This is a genomic window from Pseudomonas sp. Marseille-P9899 (assembly GCF_903166565.1).
Classification (GTDB): domain Bacteria; phylum Pseudomonadota; class Gammaproteobacteria; order Pseudomonadales; family Pseudomonadaceae; genus Aquipseudomonas; species Aquipseudomonas huaxiensis.
This window is the reverse complement of record NZ_CAESCG010000003.1, coordinates 807,714-827,280: the sequence shown is the minus strand read 5'-3', so window position 1 is coordinate 827,280 and position 19,567 is coordinate 807,714. Positions and strand designations below refer to the sequence as shown.

At 65.8% G+C, this 19,567-nt stretch carries 22 protein-coding genes and 1 riboswitch; of the genes, 6 read left to right on the top strand and 16 right to left on the bottom strand.

All coding sequences use genetic code 11. The features are described 5' to 3' along the window. Window positions 1–40: 40 nt before the first annotated feature. From HWV67_RS19515 to cobO, 10 genes are read right to left on the bottom strand one after another with little or no spacing between them, the layout of a single operon-like run. Window positions 41–778 (bottom strand): adenosylcobinamide-GDP ribazoletransferase, encoded by a 738-nt coding sequence (locus HWV67_RS19515; RefSeq protein ID WP_175652423.1) that lies wholly within the window; start codon window positions 776–778, stop codon window positions 41–43. Further along, window positions 778–1,347 (bottom strand): alpha-ribazole phosphatase family protein, encoded by a 570-nt coding sequence (gene cobC / locus HWV67_RS19510; RefSeq protein WP_175652422.1) that lies wholly within the window; start codon window positions 1,345–1,347, stop codon window positions 778–780. Before cobC ends, HWV67_RS19515 begins: the two co-directional genes overlap by 1 nt. After that, the gene (gene cobT / locus HWV67_RS19505; RefSeq protein WP_175652421.1) at window positions 1,344–2,399 is read right to left on the bottom strand and encodes a nicotinate-nucleotide--dimethylbenzimidazole phosphoribosyltransferase; all 1,056 of its coding nucleotides are present in this window, start codon (window positions 2,397–2,399) and stop codon (window positions 1,344–1,346) included. The genes cobC and cobT overlap by 4 nt, the downstream gene beginning before the upstream one ends. Next, the gene (gene cobU / locus HWV67_RS19500; protein ID WP_175652420.1) at window positions 2,396–2,917 is read right to left on the bottom strand and encodes a bifunctional adenosylcobinamide kinase/adenosylcobinamide-phosphate guanylyltransferase; all 522 of its coding nucleotides are present in this window, start codon (window positions 2,915–2,917) and stop codon (window positions 2,396–2,398) included. Before cobU ends, cobT begins: the two co-directional genes overlap by 4 nt. A gap of 1 nt (window position 2,918) precedes the next feature. Then, entirely contained in the window at window positions 2,919–4,373 is a 1,455-nt protein-coding gene (locus tag HWV67_RS19495) for a cobyric acid synthase (RefSeq protein ID WP_175652419.1), read from the bottom strand. Continuing rightward, window positions 4,370–5,362 carry a threonine-phosphate decarboxylase CobD gene (cobD, locus tag HWV67_RS19490; RefSeq protein WP_175652418.1) on the bottom strand — a complete coding sequence of 331 codons (993 nt, stop codon included), beginning with the start codon at window positions 5,360–5,362 and terminating at the stop codon, window positions 4,370–4,372. The genes HWV67_RS19495 and cobD overlap by 4 nt, the downstream gene beginning before the upstream one ends. Further along, a complete protein-coding gene (gene cbiB / locus HWV67_RS19485; protein ID WP_175652417.1) occupies window positions 5,355–6,263 on the bottom strand; it encodes an adenosylcobinamide-phosphate synthase CbiB in 909 nt (302 codons plus the stop codon). The genes cobD and cbiB overlap by 8 nt, the downstream gene beginning before the upstream one ends. Next, window positions 6,260–6,910, bottom strand: a complete 651-nt coding sequence (gene bluB / locus HWV67_RS19480; RefSeq protein ID WP_175652416.1) for a 5,6-dimethylbenzimidazole synthase — start codon at window positions 6,908–6,910, stop codon at window positions 6,260–6,262. Before bluB ends, cbiB begins: the two co-directional genes overlap by 4 nt. Then, window positions 6,907–8,202, bottom strand: coding sequence for a cobyrinate a,c-diamide synthase (locus HWV67_RS19475; protein ID WP_175652415.1), 1,296 nt, complete (start codon window positions 8,200–8,202; stop codon window positions 6,907–6,909). The genes bluB and HWV67_RS19475 overlap by 4 nt, the downstream gene beginning before the upstream one ends. Beyond that, window positions 8,199–8,810 carry a cob(I)yrinic acid a,c-diamide adenosyltransferase gene (gene cobO, locus HWV67_RS19470; protein WP_175652414.1) on the bottom strand — a complete coding sequence of 204 codons (612 nt, stop codon included), beginning with the start codon at window positions 8,808–8,810 and terminating at the stop codon, window positions 8,199–8,201. The genes HWV67_RS19475 and cobO overlap by 4 nt, the downstream gene beginning before the upstream one ends. A 145-nt stretch (window positions 8,811–8,955) precedes the next feature. Further along, window positions 8,956–9,175: riboswitch (cobalamin riboswitch) on the bottom strand. 151 nt (window positions 9,176–9,326) lie between these two features. Between cobO and HWV67_RS19465 the strand changes: the two genes are divergently transcribed. Both HWV67_RS19465 and HWV67_RS19460 read left to right on the top strand, forming a co-directional pair. Then, a complete protein-coding gene (locus HWV67_RS19465) occupies window positions 9,327–9,905 on the top strand; it encodes a hypothetical protein (protein WP_175652413.1) in 579 nt (192 codons plus the stop codon). Between the two features lie 97 nt (window positions 9,906–10,002). After that, window positions 10,003–11,319, top strand: coding sequence for a PQQ-dependent sugar dehydrogenase (locus tag HWV67_RS19460; RefSeq protein WP_175652412.1), 1,317 nt, complete (start codon window positions 10,003–10,005; stop codon window positions 11,317–11,319). Window positions 11,320–11,325: 6 nt separating this feature from the next. On the opposite strand, the gene HWV67_RS19455 is transcribed toward HWV67_RS19460, so the two are convergent. From HWV67_RS19455 to HWV67_RS19430, 6 genes are all read right to left on the bottom strand, one after another. Beyond that, window positions 11,326–11,976 (bottom strand): O-methyltransferase, encoded by a 651-nt coding sequence (locus tag HWV67_RS19455; protein ID WP_175652411.1) that lies wholly within the window; start codon window positions 11,974–11,976, stop codon window positions 11,326–11,328. Between the two features lie 17 nt (window positions 11,977–11,993). After that, entirely contained in the window at window positions 11,994–12,527 is a 534-nt protein-coding gene (locus HWV67_RS19450) for a C40 family peptidase (protein ID WP_110969167.1), read from the bottom strand. Window positions 12,528–12,663: 136 nt separating this feature from the next. Further along, entirely contained in the window at window positions 12,664–13,293 is a 630-nt protein-coding gene (locus HWV67_RS19445) for a C40 family peptidase (RefSeq protein ID WP_175652410.1), read from the bottom strand. 115 nt (window positions 13,294–13,408) lie between these two features. Continuing rightward, on the bottom strand, window positions 13,409–14,113 hold the full coding sequence (hda, locus tag HWV67_RS19440; RefSeq protein WP_095155407.1) for a DnaA regulatory inactivator Hda: 705 nt from the start codon (window positions 14,111–14,113) through the stop codon (window positions 13,409–13,411). A gap of 155 nt (window positions 14,114–14,268) precedes the next feature. After that, window positions 14,269–15,342: an AI-2E family transporter gene (locus HWV67_RS19435; protein ID WP_175652409.1), complete on the bottom strand. Its 1,074-nt coding sequence runs from the start codon at window positions 15,340–15,342 to the stop codon at window positions 14,269–14,271. A 12-nt stretch (window positions 15,343–15,354) separates the two neighbouring features. Continuing rightward, window positions 15,355–16,416 (bottom strand): DUF2066 domain-containing protein, encoded by a 1,062-nt coding sequence (locus HWV67_RS19430; protein WP_175652408.1) that lies wholly within the window; start codon window positions 16,414–16,416, stop codon window positions 15,355–15,357. A gap of 331 nt (window positions 16,417–16,747) precedes the next feature. On the opposite strand from HWV67_RS19430, the gene purM reads away from it, so the two are divergent. The 4 genes from purM to HWV67_RS19410 all read left to right on the top strand — a co-directional run bounded on the left by purM (window position 16,748) and on the right by HWV67_RS19410 (window position 19,547). Then, entirely contained in the window at window positions 16,748–17,806 is a 1,059-nt protein-coding gene (purM, locus tag HWV67_RS19425; protein ID WP_110969163.1) for a phosphoribosylformylglycinamidine cyclo-ligase, read from the top strand. Continuing rightward, a complete protein-coding gene (gene purN, locus HWV67_RS19420) occupies window positions 17,806–18,459 on the top strand; it encodes a phosphoribosylglycinamide formyltransferase (RefSeq protein WP_175652407.1) in 654 nt (217 codons plus the stop codon). The genes purM and purN overlap by 1 nt, the downstream gene beginning before the upstream one ends. An 8-nt stretch (window positions 18,460–18,467) precedes the next feature. After that, a complete protein-coding gene (locus HWV67_RS19415; RefSeq protein ID WP_175652406.1) occupies window positions 18,468–19,178 on the top strand; it encodes a DUF3108 domain-containing protein in 711 nt (236 codons plus the stop codon). A gap of 186 nt (window positions 19,179–19,364) precedes the next feature. After that, window positions 19,365–19,547, top strand: coding sequence for a hypothetical protein (locus HWV67_RS19410; protein WP_095155401.1), 183 nt, complete (start codon window positions 19,365–19,367; stop codon window positions 19,545–19,547). Window positions 19,548–19,567 lie beyond the last annotated feature (20 nt).

The window sequence follows — 19,567 nt, the reverse complement described above, 5'->3', positions numbered from 1 at the left end:
CGTGTATATACCCGCACTTCGATGAACGCAACAGAATATTTCAGCCGAGCTTCAGGGCCAGGGTCAGCAAAACCACCATTTCCAGCAGCTCCAGCACGGCGCCAGCGGTGTCGCCGGTGGTGCCGCCCAGTCGTCGCATCATCGAACGGCGCAAGGCGAAAAAGGCCAGCGCCGCCGCCAGCAATGCCACCGCTGCCGCGCCTCCGCCCAGAAGCAAACAGCCTGCGCCACTCAGCAACAGCACCCCGGTCGCGCCGCGCCGCGGCAGGTGTTCGGCCAGCGCCTGGCCGAGGCCGCCGGGGCGCACATAGGGCGTAGAGAGAAACAGCGCCAGCATCGCCGCCCGACCTGTCACCGGCGCGAGCAACAGCAGAGCGCCCTGTCCCGCCTCGATCAGGGCCAGCAACGCGCAGAATTTGAGCAGCAGCACCAACACCAGCGTAACCACCGCAATCGGTCCGCTGCGCGGATCCTTCATGATGGTCAACGTGCGCTCGCGATCGCCGAAACCGCCCAGCCACGCATCGGCGCTATCGGCCAGACCGTCGAGGTGCAAGCCACCGCTGAGGGCAACCCATGCACTCAGCAGCAGCGCCGCATGCAACAGCGGCGGGCTGCCGGCCAACAATGTGTTCAAGCCCCAGAGCAGCACACCGAACAACAGCCCCACCAACGGATAGAACAGCAGCGACCGCCCGTTCTGCTGGGGCGATGGCATGCCCGGCAAGGTCACCGGCAGGCTGCTGAGGAACTGCAAGGCGATCCAGAACGGCAACATCAGCAGATCTCCCGCAACCGGCCATCCGCCTCGACATGCAGCCGATGCAGCGCACCATGGCCAACCTGCACCTGCAACAACTGCTCACGGGGCAAACCACGGGCGCGCGCCAGCAACAGGCGCATGACCCCGCCGTGCGTCACCAGCAACACCCGCTGATCGGCATAAGCCAATTGCAACCGCTGCAACGCGGCCAGCACCCGTGCGGAGAACGCCTCCACCGGCTCGCCCCCCGGCGGCGTGAAACCATAGGGATCAGCCCAGAATTCGCCCAGCGCTTGTTCGTGGTCTTGCATCAGATCGAGGGCGCTGCGCCCTTCCCACTCACCGAAATGCAGTTCCTGAAGCCCTGGCTCCAGCGCCAGCGGCAGCTCCAGACGCGTGGCCAGCACCTCGGCAAACCGCGCGCAGCGCTGCAACGGTGAACTCACCAGTTGATCCCAAGGCCCGGCCTCGGACACCGCAGCGTGCATCTGCGCCCAACCCTGCTCGGTCAAGGCGTCATCAAGGCTGCCGCGAAAGCCGCCGCCCAGTTCGGTTTCACCGTGCCGCAGCAGGTCGAGGATCATGCCGGACGGTCCGCCACTGCGGCTTCGGCGAAAGTCGCCATCTGCCCGTGCAGGTCGCAAGCCAGACGCAACAGCGGCACCGCCAGCGCCGCACCGCTGCCCTCGCCCAGGCGCAGGCCCAGTTCCAGCAGCGGCTCGCCGTCCAGTTCCGCCAGCACGCGGCGATGCCCTGGCTCGGCGCCGCGATGACCGAAGAACAGCCACTCGCGGCAAGACGGATTGATCCGCACCGCCACCAGCGCCGCCACGGTGCAGATAAACCCGTCCACCAGCACCGCCACGCCTTCCTGAGCACAGGCCAGATAAGCGCCGACCAGCGCCGCGATTTCCAGGCCGCCGACATGGAACAGCGCCTGCAACGGATCGCCGTTGACCTCGGCATGACGCTTCAGCGCCGCCTCGATCACTGCCGCCTTGTGCCGCACGCCCGCCGCGTCCAGGCCAGTGCCTGGCCCGCTCAGTTCAGTCGCCGGGCAGCCGAGCAAAGCGCAGGCCAGGGCGCTGGCGGCGGTGGTGTTGCCAATGCCCATTTCACCGCCGATAAACAGCCGCGCACCCGCCTCGACTGCATGCAACGCGCTGTCGCGACCCGCTTGCAACGCCTGCCGGCCCTGCTCGTCGGTCATCGCCGGCTCGCGGGCGAAGTTGGCAGTGCCGGGGGCGATGCGCAGATGGCGCACGCCGGGCAGATCCAGCGCCAGGTTCACCGTGCCGAGGTCGACCACCTCCAGCCGCGCGTCCAGTTGCCGGGCAAGCACGCTGATGGCCGCGCCGCCGCTGACGAAATTCAGCAGCATCTGCCCGGTCACTTCTTGCGGATAAGCGGAAATGCCTTCGGCAACCACGCCGTGATCACCGGCGAAAATGCTGATCCAGACCTGCTCCAGGGCCGGCTTCACCCGGCCCTGCAACGCGGCCAGGGTTACCGCCACCTGCTCCAGCCGGCCAAGGGAACCGGCCGGCTTGGTCAGTTGTTGCTGACGCGCCAGCGCGGCAGCGCGCACCGATTCGTCAGCGGCGCGACAAGGGTTCAGCCACCAGGTTTGACTCATGATTCGGCTCCTTTGAGGAAAAGCGGCAGGCCCGCGACAGTCAGCACCACGCGCTGGCAACGTTCGGCGATGGCTTGATGCAACCAGCCGGCTTCATCGACGTAACGCCGGGTCAGCTCGCCCATGGGCACCACGCCGAGGCCGGTTTCGTTGCTGACCAGGATGATCTCGCCCGGCAGCGTCGGCAGGCAGGCCAACAGCGCGTCGCGCTCGGCGGCCAGGCGCTGCGGGTTTTCGAGCATCAGCAGGTTGGTCAGCCACAGGGTCAGGCAGTCCACCAGCAGGCAACGGTCGCTGGCGGCTTCGGCCTGGAGGACCCGGGCCAGGGCCACGGGTTCTTCGATCAGGGCCCATTCGGCGGGGCGGCGCTCGCGGTGCAGTTGCACCCGGGCGTTCATTTCGCCGTCGAGCGGTTCGCTGGTGGCGATGTAGGTCACCGCCAGGCCGCTGTCCACGGCGCGCTGTTCGGCGAGGCGGCTCTTGCCCGAGCGGGCGCCACCGAGAATCAGGTTGAGCATGTCAGTCGAGCCCACAGAGTTGACGGAGCCGGACGCAATCCAGGTGCGTATCCACCAGATCGGCCAGGCGTTCGATATCGCGTTCGCGCAGGGCGTGATAGTCGACCCGCTGGACCTCGCTCAGCCCGGCCCAGCGCAGCAACGCGGCGCAAGAGTCCGGCGCTTCGAACAGGCCGTGCAAGTAAGTGGCGAGGATCTGCCCGTCGGCGCTGATGGCACCGTCGCGACGGCCATCGGCCAGGTGCACCGCCGGACGGCCCAGGGCCGCGCCGCTGGTCACGCCAGCATGAATCTCGTAACCGCTGATCGCCGCCTGCTCCAGCTCAAGGACGCCGCTGACATTGCGCAGTTGCTTGTGGGTTTCCAGCACCGTGGCGTAGTCCAGCAGGCCCAGGCCCGGACTGCTGCCTGCGGCGCCTTCCAGACCCAGCGGATCATGTACCTCGCGCCCGAGCATCTGCAGGCCGCCGCAAATCCCCAGAACCTTGCCGCCATAGCGCAGATGGCGGGCGATGGCCTGTTCCCAGCCGCGCTCGCGAAGTTGCGCGAGGTCGCCGCGCACGCTTTTGGAGCCGGGCAGGATGATCAGGTCGGCGGGCGGAATCGGCTGGCCCGGGCCGATGAATTGCAGGTCCACTTGCGGGTGCAGGCGCAGCGGATCGAAATCGGTGTGGTTACTGATGCGCGGCAGCACCGGCACGATCACCTTGAGCACCTGCGCGACCTTGTCGCCCTGGCGCCGATCGAGGCCGTCCTCGGCTTCCAGGTGCAGGTCGGTGACGTAGGGCAGCACGCCGAGCACCGGTTTGCCGGTGCGCGCTTCGAGCCAGTCCAGGCCCGGCTGCAACAGGGCGATGTCGCCACGGAAACGGTTGATGACGAAACCCTTGACCCGCGCCTGCTCGCTCGGCGACAGCAACTCCAGCGTGCCGACCAGATGGGCGAACACGCCGCCGCGGTTGATATCGGCGATCAGGATCACCGGGCAGTCCACCGCCTCGGCGAAGCCCATGTTGGCGATATCCCCCGCACGCAGGTTGATCTCGGCCGGCGAGCCGGCGCCTTCCACCATCACCACCGGCCAGGCGGCGCTGAGGCGTTGGTGCGAAGCCAGTACCGCCTGCATGGCGATGGCTTTGTAGTCGTGATAGGCCACCGCGTTCATGCTGGTGACCGCACGGCCATGGATGATGACCTGGGCACCGGTGTCGCTGTTGGGCTTGAGCAGCACCGGGTTCATGTCGGTGTGCGGTTCCAGACCCGCGGCCTGGGCCTGGACGGCCTGGGCGCGACCGATCTCGCCACCGTCGGCGGTCACCGCACTGTTCAGCGCCATGTTCTGCGGCTTGAACGGCACCACGCCGACGCCCTGGCGTTTCAGCCAGCGGCACAGCGCGGTCACCAGCGTGCTTTTGCCGGCATCGGAGGTGGTGCCTTGCACCATCAGGGTGGTCATGGCGTTTCCTTGCGGTAGTCGTCCAGCGCCACGGCCAGCCGCTGCCAGTCGGCGTCCTCGGCGGGCAGGCCGAAGCGCAGGCTCGGCGGATGATCGAACAGGCGCAGGAGAATGCCGCGCCGGGCCATGAAGTCGTGAATCGCGGCGGCCTGGTCATGGCGCAGGTACTGGAACAGGTCGCAGCCGCCGGCGGGCGTGAGCCCGGCGCTGTCCAGCAGCGCGGCGAGACGGGTGCTGGCGGCGGCGCAGCGTTCGGTCTGCTGGCGCTGGCTGGCCAGATCAGTGAAACAGGCCTGGGCCAGCACCCGGGTCGGGCCGCTGACAGACCACGGCCCCAGCTCTTCGGCCAGCGCACGCAGCAGCAACGGCTCGGCCAGCACACAGCCAAGGCGGACCCCGGCCAGGCCGAAGAACTTGCCGAACGAACGCAGAACGATCAGGCCCTCGCGCGCGCTGTGGGCGGCGATGCTGTGCGCCGGCGTGTTGTCCATGAAGGCTTCGTCCACCAGCAGCCAGCCGCCGTGGCGCGACAGGCGCTGATGCCAGTCGAGCAAGGTGTCCGCCGGCAGCAGGCGGCCCGTAGGATTGTTGGGGTTGACCACCACCAGCACGTCGAGGTGGTCGAGTTGCCCGGCGAGTTGCTCCTCGCTCAATTCCAGCACGTGATGCCCGGCACGGCGCCAGCCTTCGGCATGCTCGGCATAGCACGGCGAGAGCACGCCGACGGTGCCGCGCGGGCGCAAGCGCGGCAGCGCCTGGATCGCCGCCTGCGAGCCGGCTACCGGCAGCAGGTGCGAGACGCCGTAATACCCGGCTGCGGCCTGCTCCAGGCCATCATCGGTTTCAGGCAGTCGCGCCCAGGCGCGCAATGGAATCTCGGGGATGGGGAAAGACCAGGGCGCTATGCCGCTGGACAGGTCCAGCCAGTCCTCGCGGGCGATGCCGTAGTGCTCGATCGCCCGCAGCAGGCGGCCACCGTGTTCAAGCATAGAATTCGGCTCCCAGGCACAGCAGCAACAGCCACAACCAGACGCCCTGACACACCAGCCGCCAGCCGCGCTCGATGGAGCCGGCGTCGGCCGCCGGGCCTTCGCCCAGGCGGGCGCGCTCGTGCAACTCACCGTGGTAGACCGCCGGCCCACCCAGCTCGACGCCAAGGGCACCGGCCCCAGCCGCCATCACCGGGCCGGCGTTGGGGCTGTCCCATTGCGGCGCCTGCTGGCGCCAGCACTTCAGCGCCAGGCGGGTCTTGCCGAGCAGCGCGTAGGTTAGCGCCACCAGCCGCGCCGGCAGGTAATTGAGCACGTCGTCGATACGCGCCGCGGCCCAGCCGAAGCGCTCGAAGCGTTCGTTGCGGTAACCCCACATGGCATCCAGCGTATTGCTCAGACGATAGAGCACCACCCCCGGCGCGCCAGCAACGACAAACCAGAACAACGCGGCGAACACCGCGTCGCTGCCGTTTTCCAGCACCGACTCGGTCGCGGCGCGGGCCACGGCGGTTTCGTCCAGCTCGGAAGTCTGCCGGCTGACCAGATAACCCACGCGCTGACGCGCTTCGTCCAGGTTGCCAGCGCGCAGGGCATCGGCCACCGGCTGCACATGCTCACCGAGGCTGCGCAGACCGAGGGCGCAGTACAACGCGAGGATCTCCACCAGCCAGCCGATGTACGGCAGCCAGGACAAGGCCGTGGCCAGCAGCGTCAATGGCACCACCGCGAGAACCCAGGCGGTGACGCCATGGCTGCGCCAGCCGCGCCCGCCCGCGTTGAAACGCTGTTCCAGGCGCCCGGCCATGTTGCCGAACGCCACCAGCGGATGCCAGCGCCGCGGTTCGCCCAGCAGAGCGTCCAGCGCCACCCCGGCCACGGTCAGCAAGGCCACACTCATTCGGCTTCTCCCCATTGGTTTTCAAACAGCATGTCCGCCAGCGGTCGCGGCGTGGTCCAGCCTTCCAGCGCCAGCATCGGCGCCGGGTAAAATTCGTGCACCGGGCCCAGGCAGAGAATCGCCAGCGGCTTGGCGCCCACCGGCATGCCCAGCAGATCGGCCAGTGCCTGCGGATCGAACAGCGACACCCAGCCCATCCCCAGGCCTTCGGCGCGGGCCGCCAGCCACAGGTTCTGGATGGCGCAGGACAGCGAGGCGAGGTCCATTTCCGGCAAGGTGCGACGGCCGAAGATATGCGCCTCGCGCTTGTCCATCAGCGCGGCGACCAGCACTTCGGCGCAGTCGTTGATGCCTTCGACCTTGAGTTTCATGAACTCATCGGAGCGCTGCCCCAGCGCTTCGGCGGTGCGTATGCGCTCGTCCTCCACCAGCGCCTGAATGCGCTGGCGCAGGTCGCGGCGGGTAATGCGGATGAAGCGCCAGGGCTGCATCAAGCCGACGCTGGGCGCCTGGTGCGCCGCCTCCAGCAAACGGGCGAGCAACTCGGGCGCTACCTCGCCGCCGCTGAAATGACGCATGTCGCGGCGCTCGCCGATGGCGCGGTAGATCGCCGCGCGCTCGGCCTCGCTGTAGGCGTGTTCGCTCATGGTGCCAGCAGCGCCGCCGTCGCATCAGGGTTGGACGGGAAGTAGAAATGCACGTACGACGCGGTCAACCGGCCAAGGCGGTACACCGCTTCGGCGCCACGTCCGCCGTTGGGGCTCTGGCCGCGGGCGATGGGTTCCAGTTCGGTGCTGGTCAGCGAATGGTGGTAGGTGTGCCCGCGCAGGGTGCCTTCCGGCAGTTCCACCGCTTGCAGGGCCAGCGCGGCAAGGCGCTTCTGCATCACCGCTTCGCCGGACAGCAGCCCGGCCAGCTCGGCACGCTCGCCGACGACATCGGTCAGCGCATCGAGCAGGAAGAGCATGCCCCCGCACTCGGCCAGCAACGGCTTGCCCGCCTGATGGTGGGCGCGGATGGCCGCCAGCATCGGCGCGTTCGCGGCGAGGGTGTGGTGGTGCAGTTCCGGGTAGCCGCCGGGCAGGTACAGGCTGTCGGCCGGCGGGATTTCGCGGTCGTGGACCGGCGAGAAGAAACTCAGCTCAGCACCCATCGCCCGCAGCAGCTCAAGGTTGGCGCCGTAGGTGAAGGCGAACGCTTCGTCGCGGGCCACGGCAATGCGCACGCCCTCAAGACGACGCTCGATGCTGCGCGGCGCCGGCCCGCTGAACGCCACCGGCGGCGGTAAGGCCGACTGGCAACTGTCGCCCAGCGCCTTGGCGGCGGCATCGAGGCGGTGGTCGAGGTCGGTCAGTTCGCTGGCCTGGACCAGCCCGAGGTGGCGACTCGGCAGTTCGATGCCGGTCTCCCGCGACAGCCCGCCGTACCAGCGCAGCCCTTCGGTCAGGCTGCCTTCAAGCAGCTGCGCGTGGCGCAGCGAGCCGACCCGGTTGGCCAGCACCCCGGCGAACGGCAGGTCGGGCTGGTAACGCGCCAGGCCGAGGGCCAGAGCGCCGAAAGTCTGGGCCATGGCCGTGCCGTCGATCACCGCCAGCACCGGCACGCCGAAATGCCGCGCCAGGTCGGCGCTGGACGGCGTGCCGTCGAACAGCCCCATGACGCCTTCGATCAGGATCAGGTCGGCCTCGGCCGCCGCTTCCCAGAGCAGGCGCCGGCTTTCCTCGGCGCCGACCATCCACAGGTCGAGCTGGTACACCGGCGCGCCGCTGGCACGTTCGAGAATCATCGGGTCGAGGAAATCCGGGCCGCACTTGAAGACCCGGACCTTGCGCCCCTGGTTACGGTGCAGACGGGCCAGGGCCGCGGTGACGGTGGTCTTGCCCTGACCGGAAGCCGGCGCGGCGATCAGTACCGCCGGGCAATGCCGGGTGTCGCTCATAGTTCGACGCCCTTCTGGGCACGGATGCCGGCCTGGAAGGCGTGTTTGATCATGCCCATTTCGGTGACGGTGTCGGCCAGTTCGATCATCTCGTCCTTGGCGCCGCGGCCGGTCACGATCACGTGCTGCATCGGCGGGCGGGCCTGCAGGTCGGACAGCACCTGTTCGAGGTCGAGGTAACCGTGCTTGAGGGCGATGTTCAGCTCATCGAGCACCACGAAGCCGATGCTCGGGTCTTGCAGCAGTTGCCGGGACACCGCCCAGGCGGCTTCGGCGGCGGCGATGTCGCGCTGGCGGTCCTGGGTTTCCCAGGTGAAGCCCTCGCCCATCACGTGATAGCGCACTTCTTCAGGGAAGCGGCGGAAGAACAGCTCTTCGCCCGTGGCGTTGCGCCCCTTGATGAACTGCACCACGCCGCACTGCATGCCGTGGCCGAGAGCCCGGGCGAGCATGCCGAAGGCCGAGCTGCTTTTGCCCTTGCCATTGCCGCTGAGTACCAGCAACAGGCCGCATTCATTTGGGGAGTTGGCGATGCGCTCGTCGATCACCGCCTTTTTGCGCAGCATGCGCGCCAGGTGGCGTTCGTCACGTTCGGTGGATTCGGTCATCGGGATCTCCGCGGGCCACTGTCGGCGCGGCTTGTCCGCTGGAGCGACAAGGCTGGGGGCAACGACAGATGAAGGGGTGGTGGCACACGGAACGCGCAGGAGTCGGGCGGCAAGACCCGAAAAACCGCGCATCACCCTCCGTGATGCCGTTGACTGTTTGCAGGCCGGTCTCCGGGCTCATGAGCGGATTTCAGATCCTGGCCGGGCGCCTTCCCGGGTGACGACACCCAGTGGCCATGCGCAGCCTTGACTCATTTACCGTTGCGGGGGCAGCGCCGGAATCGCACGTCTGGCGTGCTCACCGGCTTCCCTGTTTCACCCTGTCGGCCGGCGGGCCACAGAGCACCTGAAACAAGCCGCAAAGGTTAGAGGGTTGGACCCGGAGCGTCAATGAAAGGCGCCCGGTACGAGGCGACCGATGGCGTTTCTGTCGTCTTGTGCAACACTCAGTCGAGTGATATCAAAGTGCCACGGTTTTCCGCTGTACTCGTACAACAATTACGAAAGGAGAGCAGCATGCAAGGCCTGATCATCAACAATCCTCGCCTGGAATTCCTGCGCCCGGCGCTGGAGCGTTGGGGCGAATGCATCGAACGCTTCAACCAGACCCTCGGCGACAACGAAGGACCTTACTGGCAAGGGCTCCAGGGCAACCTCGGGATCCTCTCGGCAGCCATCTGGCAAGCCGAGCTGGTCACCCTTCAGGATTTCCAGAGCAAGAAACAGCGCGACGAAGGCGAACGCGGTGCCCGCTGCGACTTGCTGATCGCCAGCCGCGATGAATCGGCGTACCTGCATGCCAGCCAGCGCTGGCCGAAGGTCGGCCGGCTGGACCTGAGCCCGGCCTTGCAGGAAGTCAGCGCCAGCGCGCGCAATGTCGCCTACCCGAGCCAGTTGAAGATCGCCGCGCTGTTCGCCAGCCCGTGCAAACTGGGCCAGCATGCCAGCCCCGAAGAATTGCAGGACCTGGTCGACGACCTGCAAAAACACAACGCCTGCGTTATTGCCTGGTGTTTCCCGTATGGCTATCGAAAGCTGCACGACGAGTTCGGCCAGTACTATCCCGGGGTTGCCCTGCTGTTGAAGCAGGCCTGAGGATTGCCGGGGTCGCCTTGCGGCCCCGGCGATTGAACCTCCCTCCTCCGATCCGCCTCTGACTCCTTGTAAGGACCCGTTCCCCGAGGAGTCGCTCATGTCTTCACTACGCATCGCCCTGCTACTGGCCATCACCACCGGACTGAGCGCCTGCGGTGAAACCGCCCGGCTCCAGGTCACCGACGGCAGCGGCCCGACCCCGCAATTGCCGGAACCGAACAAGACGCTGATCCCCACCGTCAACATCGCCCCTGCGGTCGGCTGGCCGAAAGGCGCCAAGCCCGTCGCGGCGCCCGGCACCCAGGTGGCGGCTTTCGCCAGCGGCCTGGACCATCCGCGCTGGCTGTACGTGTTGCCCAACGGCGACGTGCTGGTGGCGGAAACCAACGCCCCGCCAAAACCCGAGGACGGCAAGGGCATCAAGGGCTGGGTGATGAACAAGGTCATGGCCCGCGCGGGTGCTGCCGTCCCCAGCGCCAATCGCATCAGCCTGCTGCGCGATACCGACGGCGACGGCATCGCCGAAACCCGCACGCTCTTCCTGATAAACCTCAACTCCCCGTTCGGCATGACCCTCGTGGGCAACGACCTCTATGTGGCCGACACCGATCGCCTGCTGCGCTTCAAATACGAAACCGGCGCCACCGTGATCAACACGCCCGGCGAAGTCGTCGCCGAGCTGCCCGGCGGCCCGCTGAACCACCACTGGACCAAGAACGTGATTGCCAGCCGCGACGGCAAGAAGCTCTACGTCACCGTCGGCTCCAACAGCAACGTCGCCGAGAACGGCCTGGACAAGGAAGAAGGCCGCGCGGCGATCTGGGAAATCGACCCGGCCACCGGCAGCCACCGAATCTTCGCCTCAGGCCTGCGCAACCCCAACGGCCTGGCCTGGGAACCGCGCAGCGGGCAACTGTGGACGGCGGTGAACGAGCGTGACGAAATCGGCAGCGATCTGGTGCCGGACTACATCACCTCGGTGCGCGACGGCGGTTTCTATGGCTGGCCGTTCAGCTATTACGGGCAACATGTGGATGTGCGCGTGCAACCGCAGGACCCGAGCCTGGTGGCCAAGGCCATCGCCCCGGACTACGCGGTCGGCCCACATACCGCGTCTCTGGGCCTGACCTTCGCTGAGCCCGGCGTCCTGCCGCCGCCGTTCGACCAGGGCGCGTTCATCGGCCAGCACGGCTCCTGGAACCGCAAGCCGCACAGTGGCTACAAAGTGCTGTTCGTGCCGTTCAGTACCACGGGCAAACCAGCGGGCAAACCGATCGATCTGCTCACCGGCTTCCTCAATGACGACGGCAAGGCCATGGGCCGGCCGGTGGGGGTGATCAACGATCAGCGCGGCGGGCTGCTGGTGGCCGACGACGTGGGCAATGTGATCTGGCGGGTCAGCAAGGCGCCTTGAGGACGTTCAGCGCTTGCGACACAGCGTCAGGCCGTCACCCAGCGGCAGCAGCGACAAATCCACCCGCACATCGTCACGCAGCGCCAGGTTCAAGGCCTGGATGGCACGGGTGTCGTCGCTGTCGGGCTGCGCCTGCAGCACCCGGCCGCTCCACAAGGTGTTGTCGAACAGCACGACGCCGCCCTGGCGCAGCAGGCGCAGGGCTTCTTCGAGGTAGCGTGGATAGTTGGCCTTGTCGGCATCGATGAAGATCAAGTCGAACGCGCCGTCCGCCAGCGTCGCCAGGGTGTCCAACGCCGGACCAGGGCGCAGCTCGATACGGCTTTCCACGCCCGCCTCCCGCCAGTAGCGGCGAGCGATGTCGTGGTAGTCGCCCGGCAGGTCGCAGCACAGCAATTCGCCCTCCGCTGGCAGGGCTTCGGCCATGCACAACGCGCTGTAACCGGTGAAGGTGCCCACCTCGATCAATTTGCGCGCACCGCTCAATCGCACCAGCAGCGCCAGCAACTGACCCTGTTCGGGGGCTACCTGCCAATTGGAGTTCGGCCGCGCGGCGGTTTCAGCACGAAGGCGCGTGAGCAACGGCGTCTCGCGCAGGGAAACGCGCCGGAGGTAATCGTAGAGGGCGTCGTCGAGGTAAAGCGTCTGACCGGTCATCGCTTACCTCGGCGGAATCAGGGGTTGTGCGCCAGATGGTTGCCTTGCAACACGCGCTTGGCGTTGAGGTAGGACTTTTGCCAGTAGTTGTTCGACAGATAGTCCAGCCGCACCGTCCCGCCCGTGGACGGCGCATGGACGAAGCGCCCCTCGCCGACATAGATGCCCGCATGGTTGACCTGACTGCCACCGTTGGTGGCGAAGAACACCAGGTCACCGGACTGCAAGGCGTCGCGGGACACGTTCGGGGCGCCCATGACGATCATCTCGCGGGTCGAGCGCGGCAAGGCGATGCCCGCGGCGTCACGGTAGACGTAGCCAATCAGGCCACTGCAATCGAAACCGGCATCCGGCGTGTTGCCACCCCAGCGATAGGGTGTGCCCACCAGGCCAAGCGCGCGGAACAGCACATCTTCGGCAACCGGGGAGAAATACACCTGAGGAGAAGTGAACGCCGGCTGGACCACCTGGGGCGGGGTCGGGGCGTGGCTGGAACAGGCACTGATCAGTGCCGCCAGGGACAATACCGCTAAGCGCGCCATTATCGACATCGTCAGAACATCCTGTCTGAAGCTGCCCGGCTGGATGCCGGCAAAGTGGTGAGAATCAAGATTAGACGCTTTCTGTAAACACGCACGGCGACGAGCTTTTCAGCATCGTCGCCGTGTACATGACGCTACGAAGGAATCAGTTGCGCGAGAGCGTGGTCGGTGCCATTGCCAGCGCGCGCTTGGCTTCGATGAACGTCTTGCTCCAGTAGCGATCGCCGAGGCTATCGATACGCACGCCACCGCTGCGACGGCTGCTGGAGTGGATGAACTGGTTGTCGCCGAGGTAGATACCGGCGTGGCTGACGCGACCGCGGCCGTTGGTGCTGAAGAACAGCAGATCACCCGGCTTGAGGTTGTTGCGCGAGACCAGCGGGGCATCGACGTTGATCATTTCGCGGGTGGAGCGCGGCAGGTTCATGCCAGCTTCTTCGCGGAACAGATAACCGATGAAACCACTGCAATCGAAGCCCGACTGCTCGGAGGTGCCACCGAAGCGGTAGCGGGTACCGATCAGAGACATGCCACGCTCGAGGATGCTGTCAGCCAGCACCGGCAGTTGATAAGGCTTGGAAGAGGAGAATTGTTCCAGTTCTTCCTCGGTGGCCAGCTCTTCTTCGAACACCGAAACGTCGGCGGAAGGCTGGGTGGCGACCTTGGCAGCGATGGAACTGTGATCTTGCTGTTGCGAAACCGGGCTGTGGGCAGCGCAGCCGAAAAGCAGTGTCACGAGTGCGAGGGGCACGAGGGGTGCGAAGCGATTTAGCATGGGCACGACCGTGTCTGGAATTCAAAGGAGCCGAGACTATGCCTTCTATCGATTTGATTTGCAAATTCAATCGAAAAAAATGTGACTTTTATGTGCCGAGGCTCTGGGACGCTGTTTACCAGCCCAACGTCTCTTTCAAAAACGGGATGGTCAGCTTGCGTTGCGCCTGCAGCGACGCCTGATCGAGGCGTTCCAGCAGGTCGAACAGTGCACTCATGCTGCGAGTTCCGCGGGTGAGAATGAAGTGCCCGACCTCGTCGGTCATGTGCAGGCCGCGACGCGAAGCCCGCAATTGCAGGGCGCGCAGCTTGTCTTCGTCGGACAGCGCACGCATCTGGAAAATCAGCGCCATGGTCAGGCGCGACTTGAGGTCGGCGAGTTTGATCGGCAGTTCGCGCGGCGAGCTGGAGGCCGCGATCAACAGGCGCCGGCCGCTGTCACGCAGGCGGTTGAACAGGTGGAACATCGCCTCTTCCCACTCCGGCTTGCCGGCGATGGTCTGCAGGTCGTCGATGCAGACCAGTTCGTACTGTTCGAGGTGATCCAGGAGTTCGACGCCACGGTCGAGCAATTGCGCCAGAGGCAAGTAGACCGCCGGCTCGCCCATCTGCTCGAAACGCAAACAGGCCGCCTGCAACAGGTGGGTACGTCCGACGCCCTGCTTGCCCCACAGGTAGATCAGGCTCTCGGTCCAGCCGGCGTCGGCTTCGCAGAGTCGCTCGACGTAGCCCAGTGCGGCGGCGTTGGCACCCGGATAGTAGTTGATGAAGGTGGCGTCATCGCGCAGACGCACACCCAGGGGCAACTGGATCGGTTTCATGCTGGCTGGGCGGTTGCGAGGAACCGCAAAGGGCCCTTGGTAAAAGTCTGCAAAGTCTATACCCGTGACGTCAGTCGCACAATGAGCGAAGACCACAAGGAAAATCAAAGGCTTGCGCCGGACACTCAGGCACGGTGCAAGCCTTTAGCCATTACTTAAAGGTCGGGGTCTATTTTCTCGCCATACATGTCCGACCTTTTATAGAAGTCGTGCGCATGACGCAGCAGCACCATGATCACCGCCGCCGCCGGCAACGCCAGTAACACACCGGTGAATCCGAACAACTCGCCGCCGGCGAGGATCGCGAAGATCACCGCCACCGGGTGCAGGCCGATGCGGTCGCCCACCAGCAGCGGCGTGAGCACCATGCCTTCGAGCATCTGGCCGATCATGAACACCGCAGCGATCCCCAGCAGCGGATAGATGTCGCCGCCGAACTGGAACAGCCCGGCAATCATCGCCGCGCCAATGCCAATGATGAAGCCCATGTACGGCACGATGGCCGCCAGCCCCGCCAACAGGCCGATCAGCAAGCCCAGTTCGAGCCCCACCAGCATCAGGCCCGAGGCATAGATCACGCCCAGCGCCAGCATCACCAGCAACTGGCCGCGGACGAAGGCGCCAAGGACTTCATGGCACTCCCCCGCCAGCTCCACCACCTGCTCTTCACGTTGACGCGGCAGCAGGCTGCGCAGCTTGGCCATCATCAGGTCCCAGTCACGCAGCAGGTAGAAGCCCACCACCGGGATCAGCACCAGGTTGGCCAGCCATCCGAGCAGCGCCAGGCCCGATGCGGTCGCCTGAGCCAGCACCGCGCCGACGATATCGGTGGTCTGGCCCATGTGCGCGCCGATCGCCGCCTTGACCTTGTCGAACTTCCAGAAGCCATCGGCCAGCCCCAGCTTGGCCTGTACCCACGGCAGCGCCGCGTGTTCCAACCAGTCGAGCATCTGCGGCGTCAATTCATAGAGGCGCACTAGCTGCTTGGCCAGCATCGGGATCAGCACCAGCAGCATCGTCAGCATGATCAAGCTGAACAGGGTGAAGACCACCACCACGCCCGCCGTGCGCGAGAGTCCCGCGCGTTCCAGGCGATCCACCAGCGGGTCGGCCAGATAAGCCAGGAGAATCCCGACAAGAAACGGCGAGAGGATTCCGTGCAGCAAATACAGCAGCACGACCAGGAGAAACACCGCGCCAAGCCACATCCAGCGGCGTACATCTATCATCACCACAACTCCTTACCAGCGAAAACGCAGACCGTTGAACGGTGCGGGGGCCGGAGCAGGCGCGGCGCCAGAGGCGTCCGCGGGCGCCGCCGGGTTGGTGACCGGTGCGACCGGCGCGGCTTCGGCAGGGATCTCCTGCAAGCGCGCCAGCCCCAGTTGCGCGCGCAACTGATCGGCGGTGGCGGTGGCCTCCCAGGTCATGACATCGCCCTGCACTTCAATGATGCGGCCGCCGAACGGCTCCAGCACTCGGCCAAGTTCCGCGTAACGCTCCAGATTGACGCCCTGCACCTGGATCGCCTGCTCGCTGCTGGCGCCCGGACGGACGACGAAACGCGGCGCCAGACGCTGACTCACCGCCAACATCACGGCATCGGCCACGGCGGCCTGGTCGGCGCCCTCGACCTTGCCCTGCTCGCGCTGGTCACCCAGCCACAGGCGCCATGTGCCGCTCCATTTACCCTCGGCCTCGGTGGCATGCACCGCCAGCAGCGCATCGGCCCCGTAACGCGAGGATGCCGCCTTGAGCGGCGCGGGGTCGGTGCCTTCGAGATTCTTCGCGGTGGCCACAAGCTGTTCGTCGAGGTCACCCAGTGGCAGGCGCAGTGGCAAACCGCGGTGTTGCGCGGCGCGGCGCAGCGGCTCGGCAGCGCTCTGGCCGTCACCGACCAGGTTCGAACCGTCGGTACCGTCATTCAGCCACCAGCCGAGGATCGCCGGGCGATTGTTGCCCCACAGCGCCAGACCCGCCTTGCGCAGCGCGCGCTCGGTGCTGCCCGGATCGAATTCCACCAGCAGCGTCTCCGGCGGCCCGGCCTCGGTGCCGAACTGGCTGATGATCTGTTGCGGGTCCTTGCGAAGCTCCGCAAGGCCCGGGTTCTGCGGCGCCTTCGGATCGCCGGTCAGGCGCAGCACCAGGGTATCCAGCGCGGCCTGGGTCGCCTGGGCACGTGCTTCGGCGCCCTGCCCGCTGACTGGCTCACGAACCTGATACAGCCCACTGACGGTCTCGGCCTGAGCAGCGAGGCCGAATAGCGCAACACAGCAACCGAACAGATAAGAACGCAAACGCATGAAGGATTCCTGTCCAGATAAAGGAAGAAGTGAAAGGTGACGCGTGAAGCCAAGACCCGCGCCGCAGCGCAAAATTCATTCATGGGTCGGTGTTTCCCTTCCTATACCTTATACAGGCCGTGACAAGGCAACCACCCGCGCGCAGAGAATCGATGTTTTTCACCGGATTCAGGTCCAGCCCGTCGGCCTGAGGATGGCCGCTGCCGGGCAACCCTGATAAAATCGCGCGCCTTCGCAGACCGCCGACGGTCAGGCAGGCGGATCTTTTTCCCCGCTCCCTGGCAGGTCACGGTCGATTCCCCCGAATCCCTCCCCCCTAAAGGCCTGGATCATGAGCAAGCAACCCTCCCTGAGCTACAAGGACGCCGGTGTAGACATCGACGCCGGTGAAGCATTGGTCGAACGCATCAAAGGCGTCGCCAAGCGCACCGCGCGCCCCGAAGTCATGGGCGGCCTGGGCGGTTTTGGCGCCCTCTGTGAAATCCCGGCAGGCTACAAACAGCCGGTTCTGGTCTCGGGCACCGACGGTGTCGGCACCAAGCTGCGCCTGGCACTGAACCTGAACAAGCACGACAGCATCGGCCAGGACCTGGTCGCCATGTGCGTCAACGACCTGGTGGTCTGCGGCGCCGAGCCGCTGTTCTTCCTCGACTACTACGCCACCGGCAAGCTGAACGTCGACGTTGCCGCCACCGTGGTCACCGGCATCGGCGCCGGCTGCGAGCTGGCTGGCTGCTCGCTGGTCGGCGGTGAAACCGCTGAAATGCCTGGCATGTACGAAGGCGAAGACTACGACCTGGCCGGCTTCTGCGTCGGTGTGGTCGAGAAAGCCGAGATCATCGACGGCTCCAAGGTCGCCACTGGCGACGCACTGATCGCCCTGCCGTCTTCCGGCCCGCACTCCAACGGCTACTCGCTGATCCGCAAGATCATCGAAGTCTCCGGCGCCGACATCGAGCAAGTCCAGCTCGACGGCACCCCGCTGACCGAACTGCTGATGGCCCCGACCCGCATCTACGTCAAGCCGCTGCTGAAGCTGATCAAAGACACCGGCGCGGTGAAGGCCATGGCCCACATCACCGGCGGCGGTCTGCTGGACAACATCCCGCGCGTACTGCCAAAAGGCGCACAGGCCGTGGTTGATGTCGCGAGCTGGGAACGCCCGGCGGTCTTCGACTGGCTGCAAGCGCAAGGCAACGTCGACGAGCACGAAATGCACCGCGTTCTGAACTGCGGCGTCGGCATGGTCATCTGCGTTGCCCAGGACAAGGTCGAAACCGCCCTGAACGTCCTGCGCGAAGCCGGTGAGCAGCCATGGGTGATCGGCCAGATCGGCGTCGCCGCCGAAGGCGCTGCCCAGGTCGAGCTGAAGAACCTCAAGGCGCACTGATGCCAAGCAAGACCTGCGATGTCGTGGTGTTGCTGTCGGGTTCCGGCAGCAACCTGCAAGCCCTGATCGACAGCGCCCGTGCCGGGGATTCCCCGGTACGGATCCGCGCCGTGATTTCCAACCGCGCCGATGCCTACGGCCTGCAGCGCGCCCGCGATGCCGGTATCGACACCACCGTGCTCGACCACAAGGGCTACGACGGCCGCGAAGCCTTCGACCAGGCCCTGATCGAATGCATCGACGCCTTCTCGCCGCAACTGGTGGTGCTGGCCGGGTTCATGCGCATCCTCAGCGGCGGTTTCGTCCGCCACTACGAGGGGCGCCTGCTCAACATCCATCCGTCCCTGCTGCCCAAGTACAAGGGCCTGCACACCCATCAGCGGGCGCTGGAAGCCGGTGACCGCGAGCATGGCTGCAGCGTGCACTTCGTCACCGAGGAACTCGATGGCGGGCCGCTGGTCGTACAGGCAGTCATTCCGGTGGCGCCGGATGACACGCCAGAGACACTGGCGCACAGGGTTCACAGCCAGGAACATCAGATTTACCCGCTGGCGGTGCGCTGGTTCGCCGAAGGCCGTTTGCGCCTGGGCGAACACGGTGCTCTACTGGACGGCCAGCCCCTGGCGGCCAGCGGCCACTTGATACGACCCTAGGAGATTTTATGCGTCGCGCCCTGCTCTTCGCCCTCGCCGTGCTCGCGCTGCCGCTTCAGGCAGCCGACCTGAAACCGTTCTCGGCCAGCTACACCGCCGACTGGAAGCAACTGCCCATGAGCGGCACCGCTGAACGCAGCCTGGAAAAGAATGCCAACGGCACCTGGAGCCTGAACTTCAAGGCTTCGATGATGATCGCCAGCCTGACCGAGCAAAGCACCCTGACTCTGGACAAGGACACCCTGCTGCCGCAGAGCTACCACTTCGAACGTGGCGGCCTGGGCAAGGCGAAGAAAGTCGACCTGGACTTCGACTGGTCGACCAAGATGATCACCGGCAGCGACCGTGGTGACGCCGTCAAGCTGCCGCTCAACCGCGGCGTGCTGGACAAGTCTTCCTACCAGTTGGCCCTGCAGCATGACGTGGCCGCCGGCAAGAAGAGCGTGAGCTACCAGGTTGTGGATGGCGACGAGATCGACACCTACGACTTCCGCGTGCTCGGCACCGAGAAAGTCACCACCCGCACCGGCCTGGTCGATGCGGTGAAGGTCGAGCGCGTGCGCGACCCGAGCCAGAGCAAGCGCATCACCGAGCTGTGGTTTGCCAAGGACTGGGACTACCTGCTGGTGCAACTGCGCCAGGTCGAGACCGACGGCAAGGAATACGTGATCGTGCTGCAGGACGGTACGGTGAATGGCAAGGCGGTCGAGGGCAACTGACCGACCTGCTTGCCGGCAACACCCGAAACCCCGCCTTGTGCGGGGTTTTCTTTTGCCTGCGGTGCGGTTCCCCAGCCAACCATGAAACATCTTTCATGGCCCTTTTAATTTACTCAGCCAGCTAACAAACCCTATAAAAGAGTCCTGCGACAGAGTGCCGCAGTTAACCGGATTTGGAGTTTGCACATGACTGTCAAAGTAACTGAGCGCGACGAATCGAAACTGTCCCATGAAGGCGTGGCCGCAGGCGTGCGCATCTGGGATGTGCACCAGCAGGACCAACTGGTCGGCATGTTCCACAACGAAAGCGATGCCCACCACTACCGCATGGAACTGGAAATCTGGGAAACCCGGCAGACGAAGTCCTGACCCGCTCTCCCAGAAAGTAC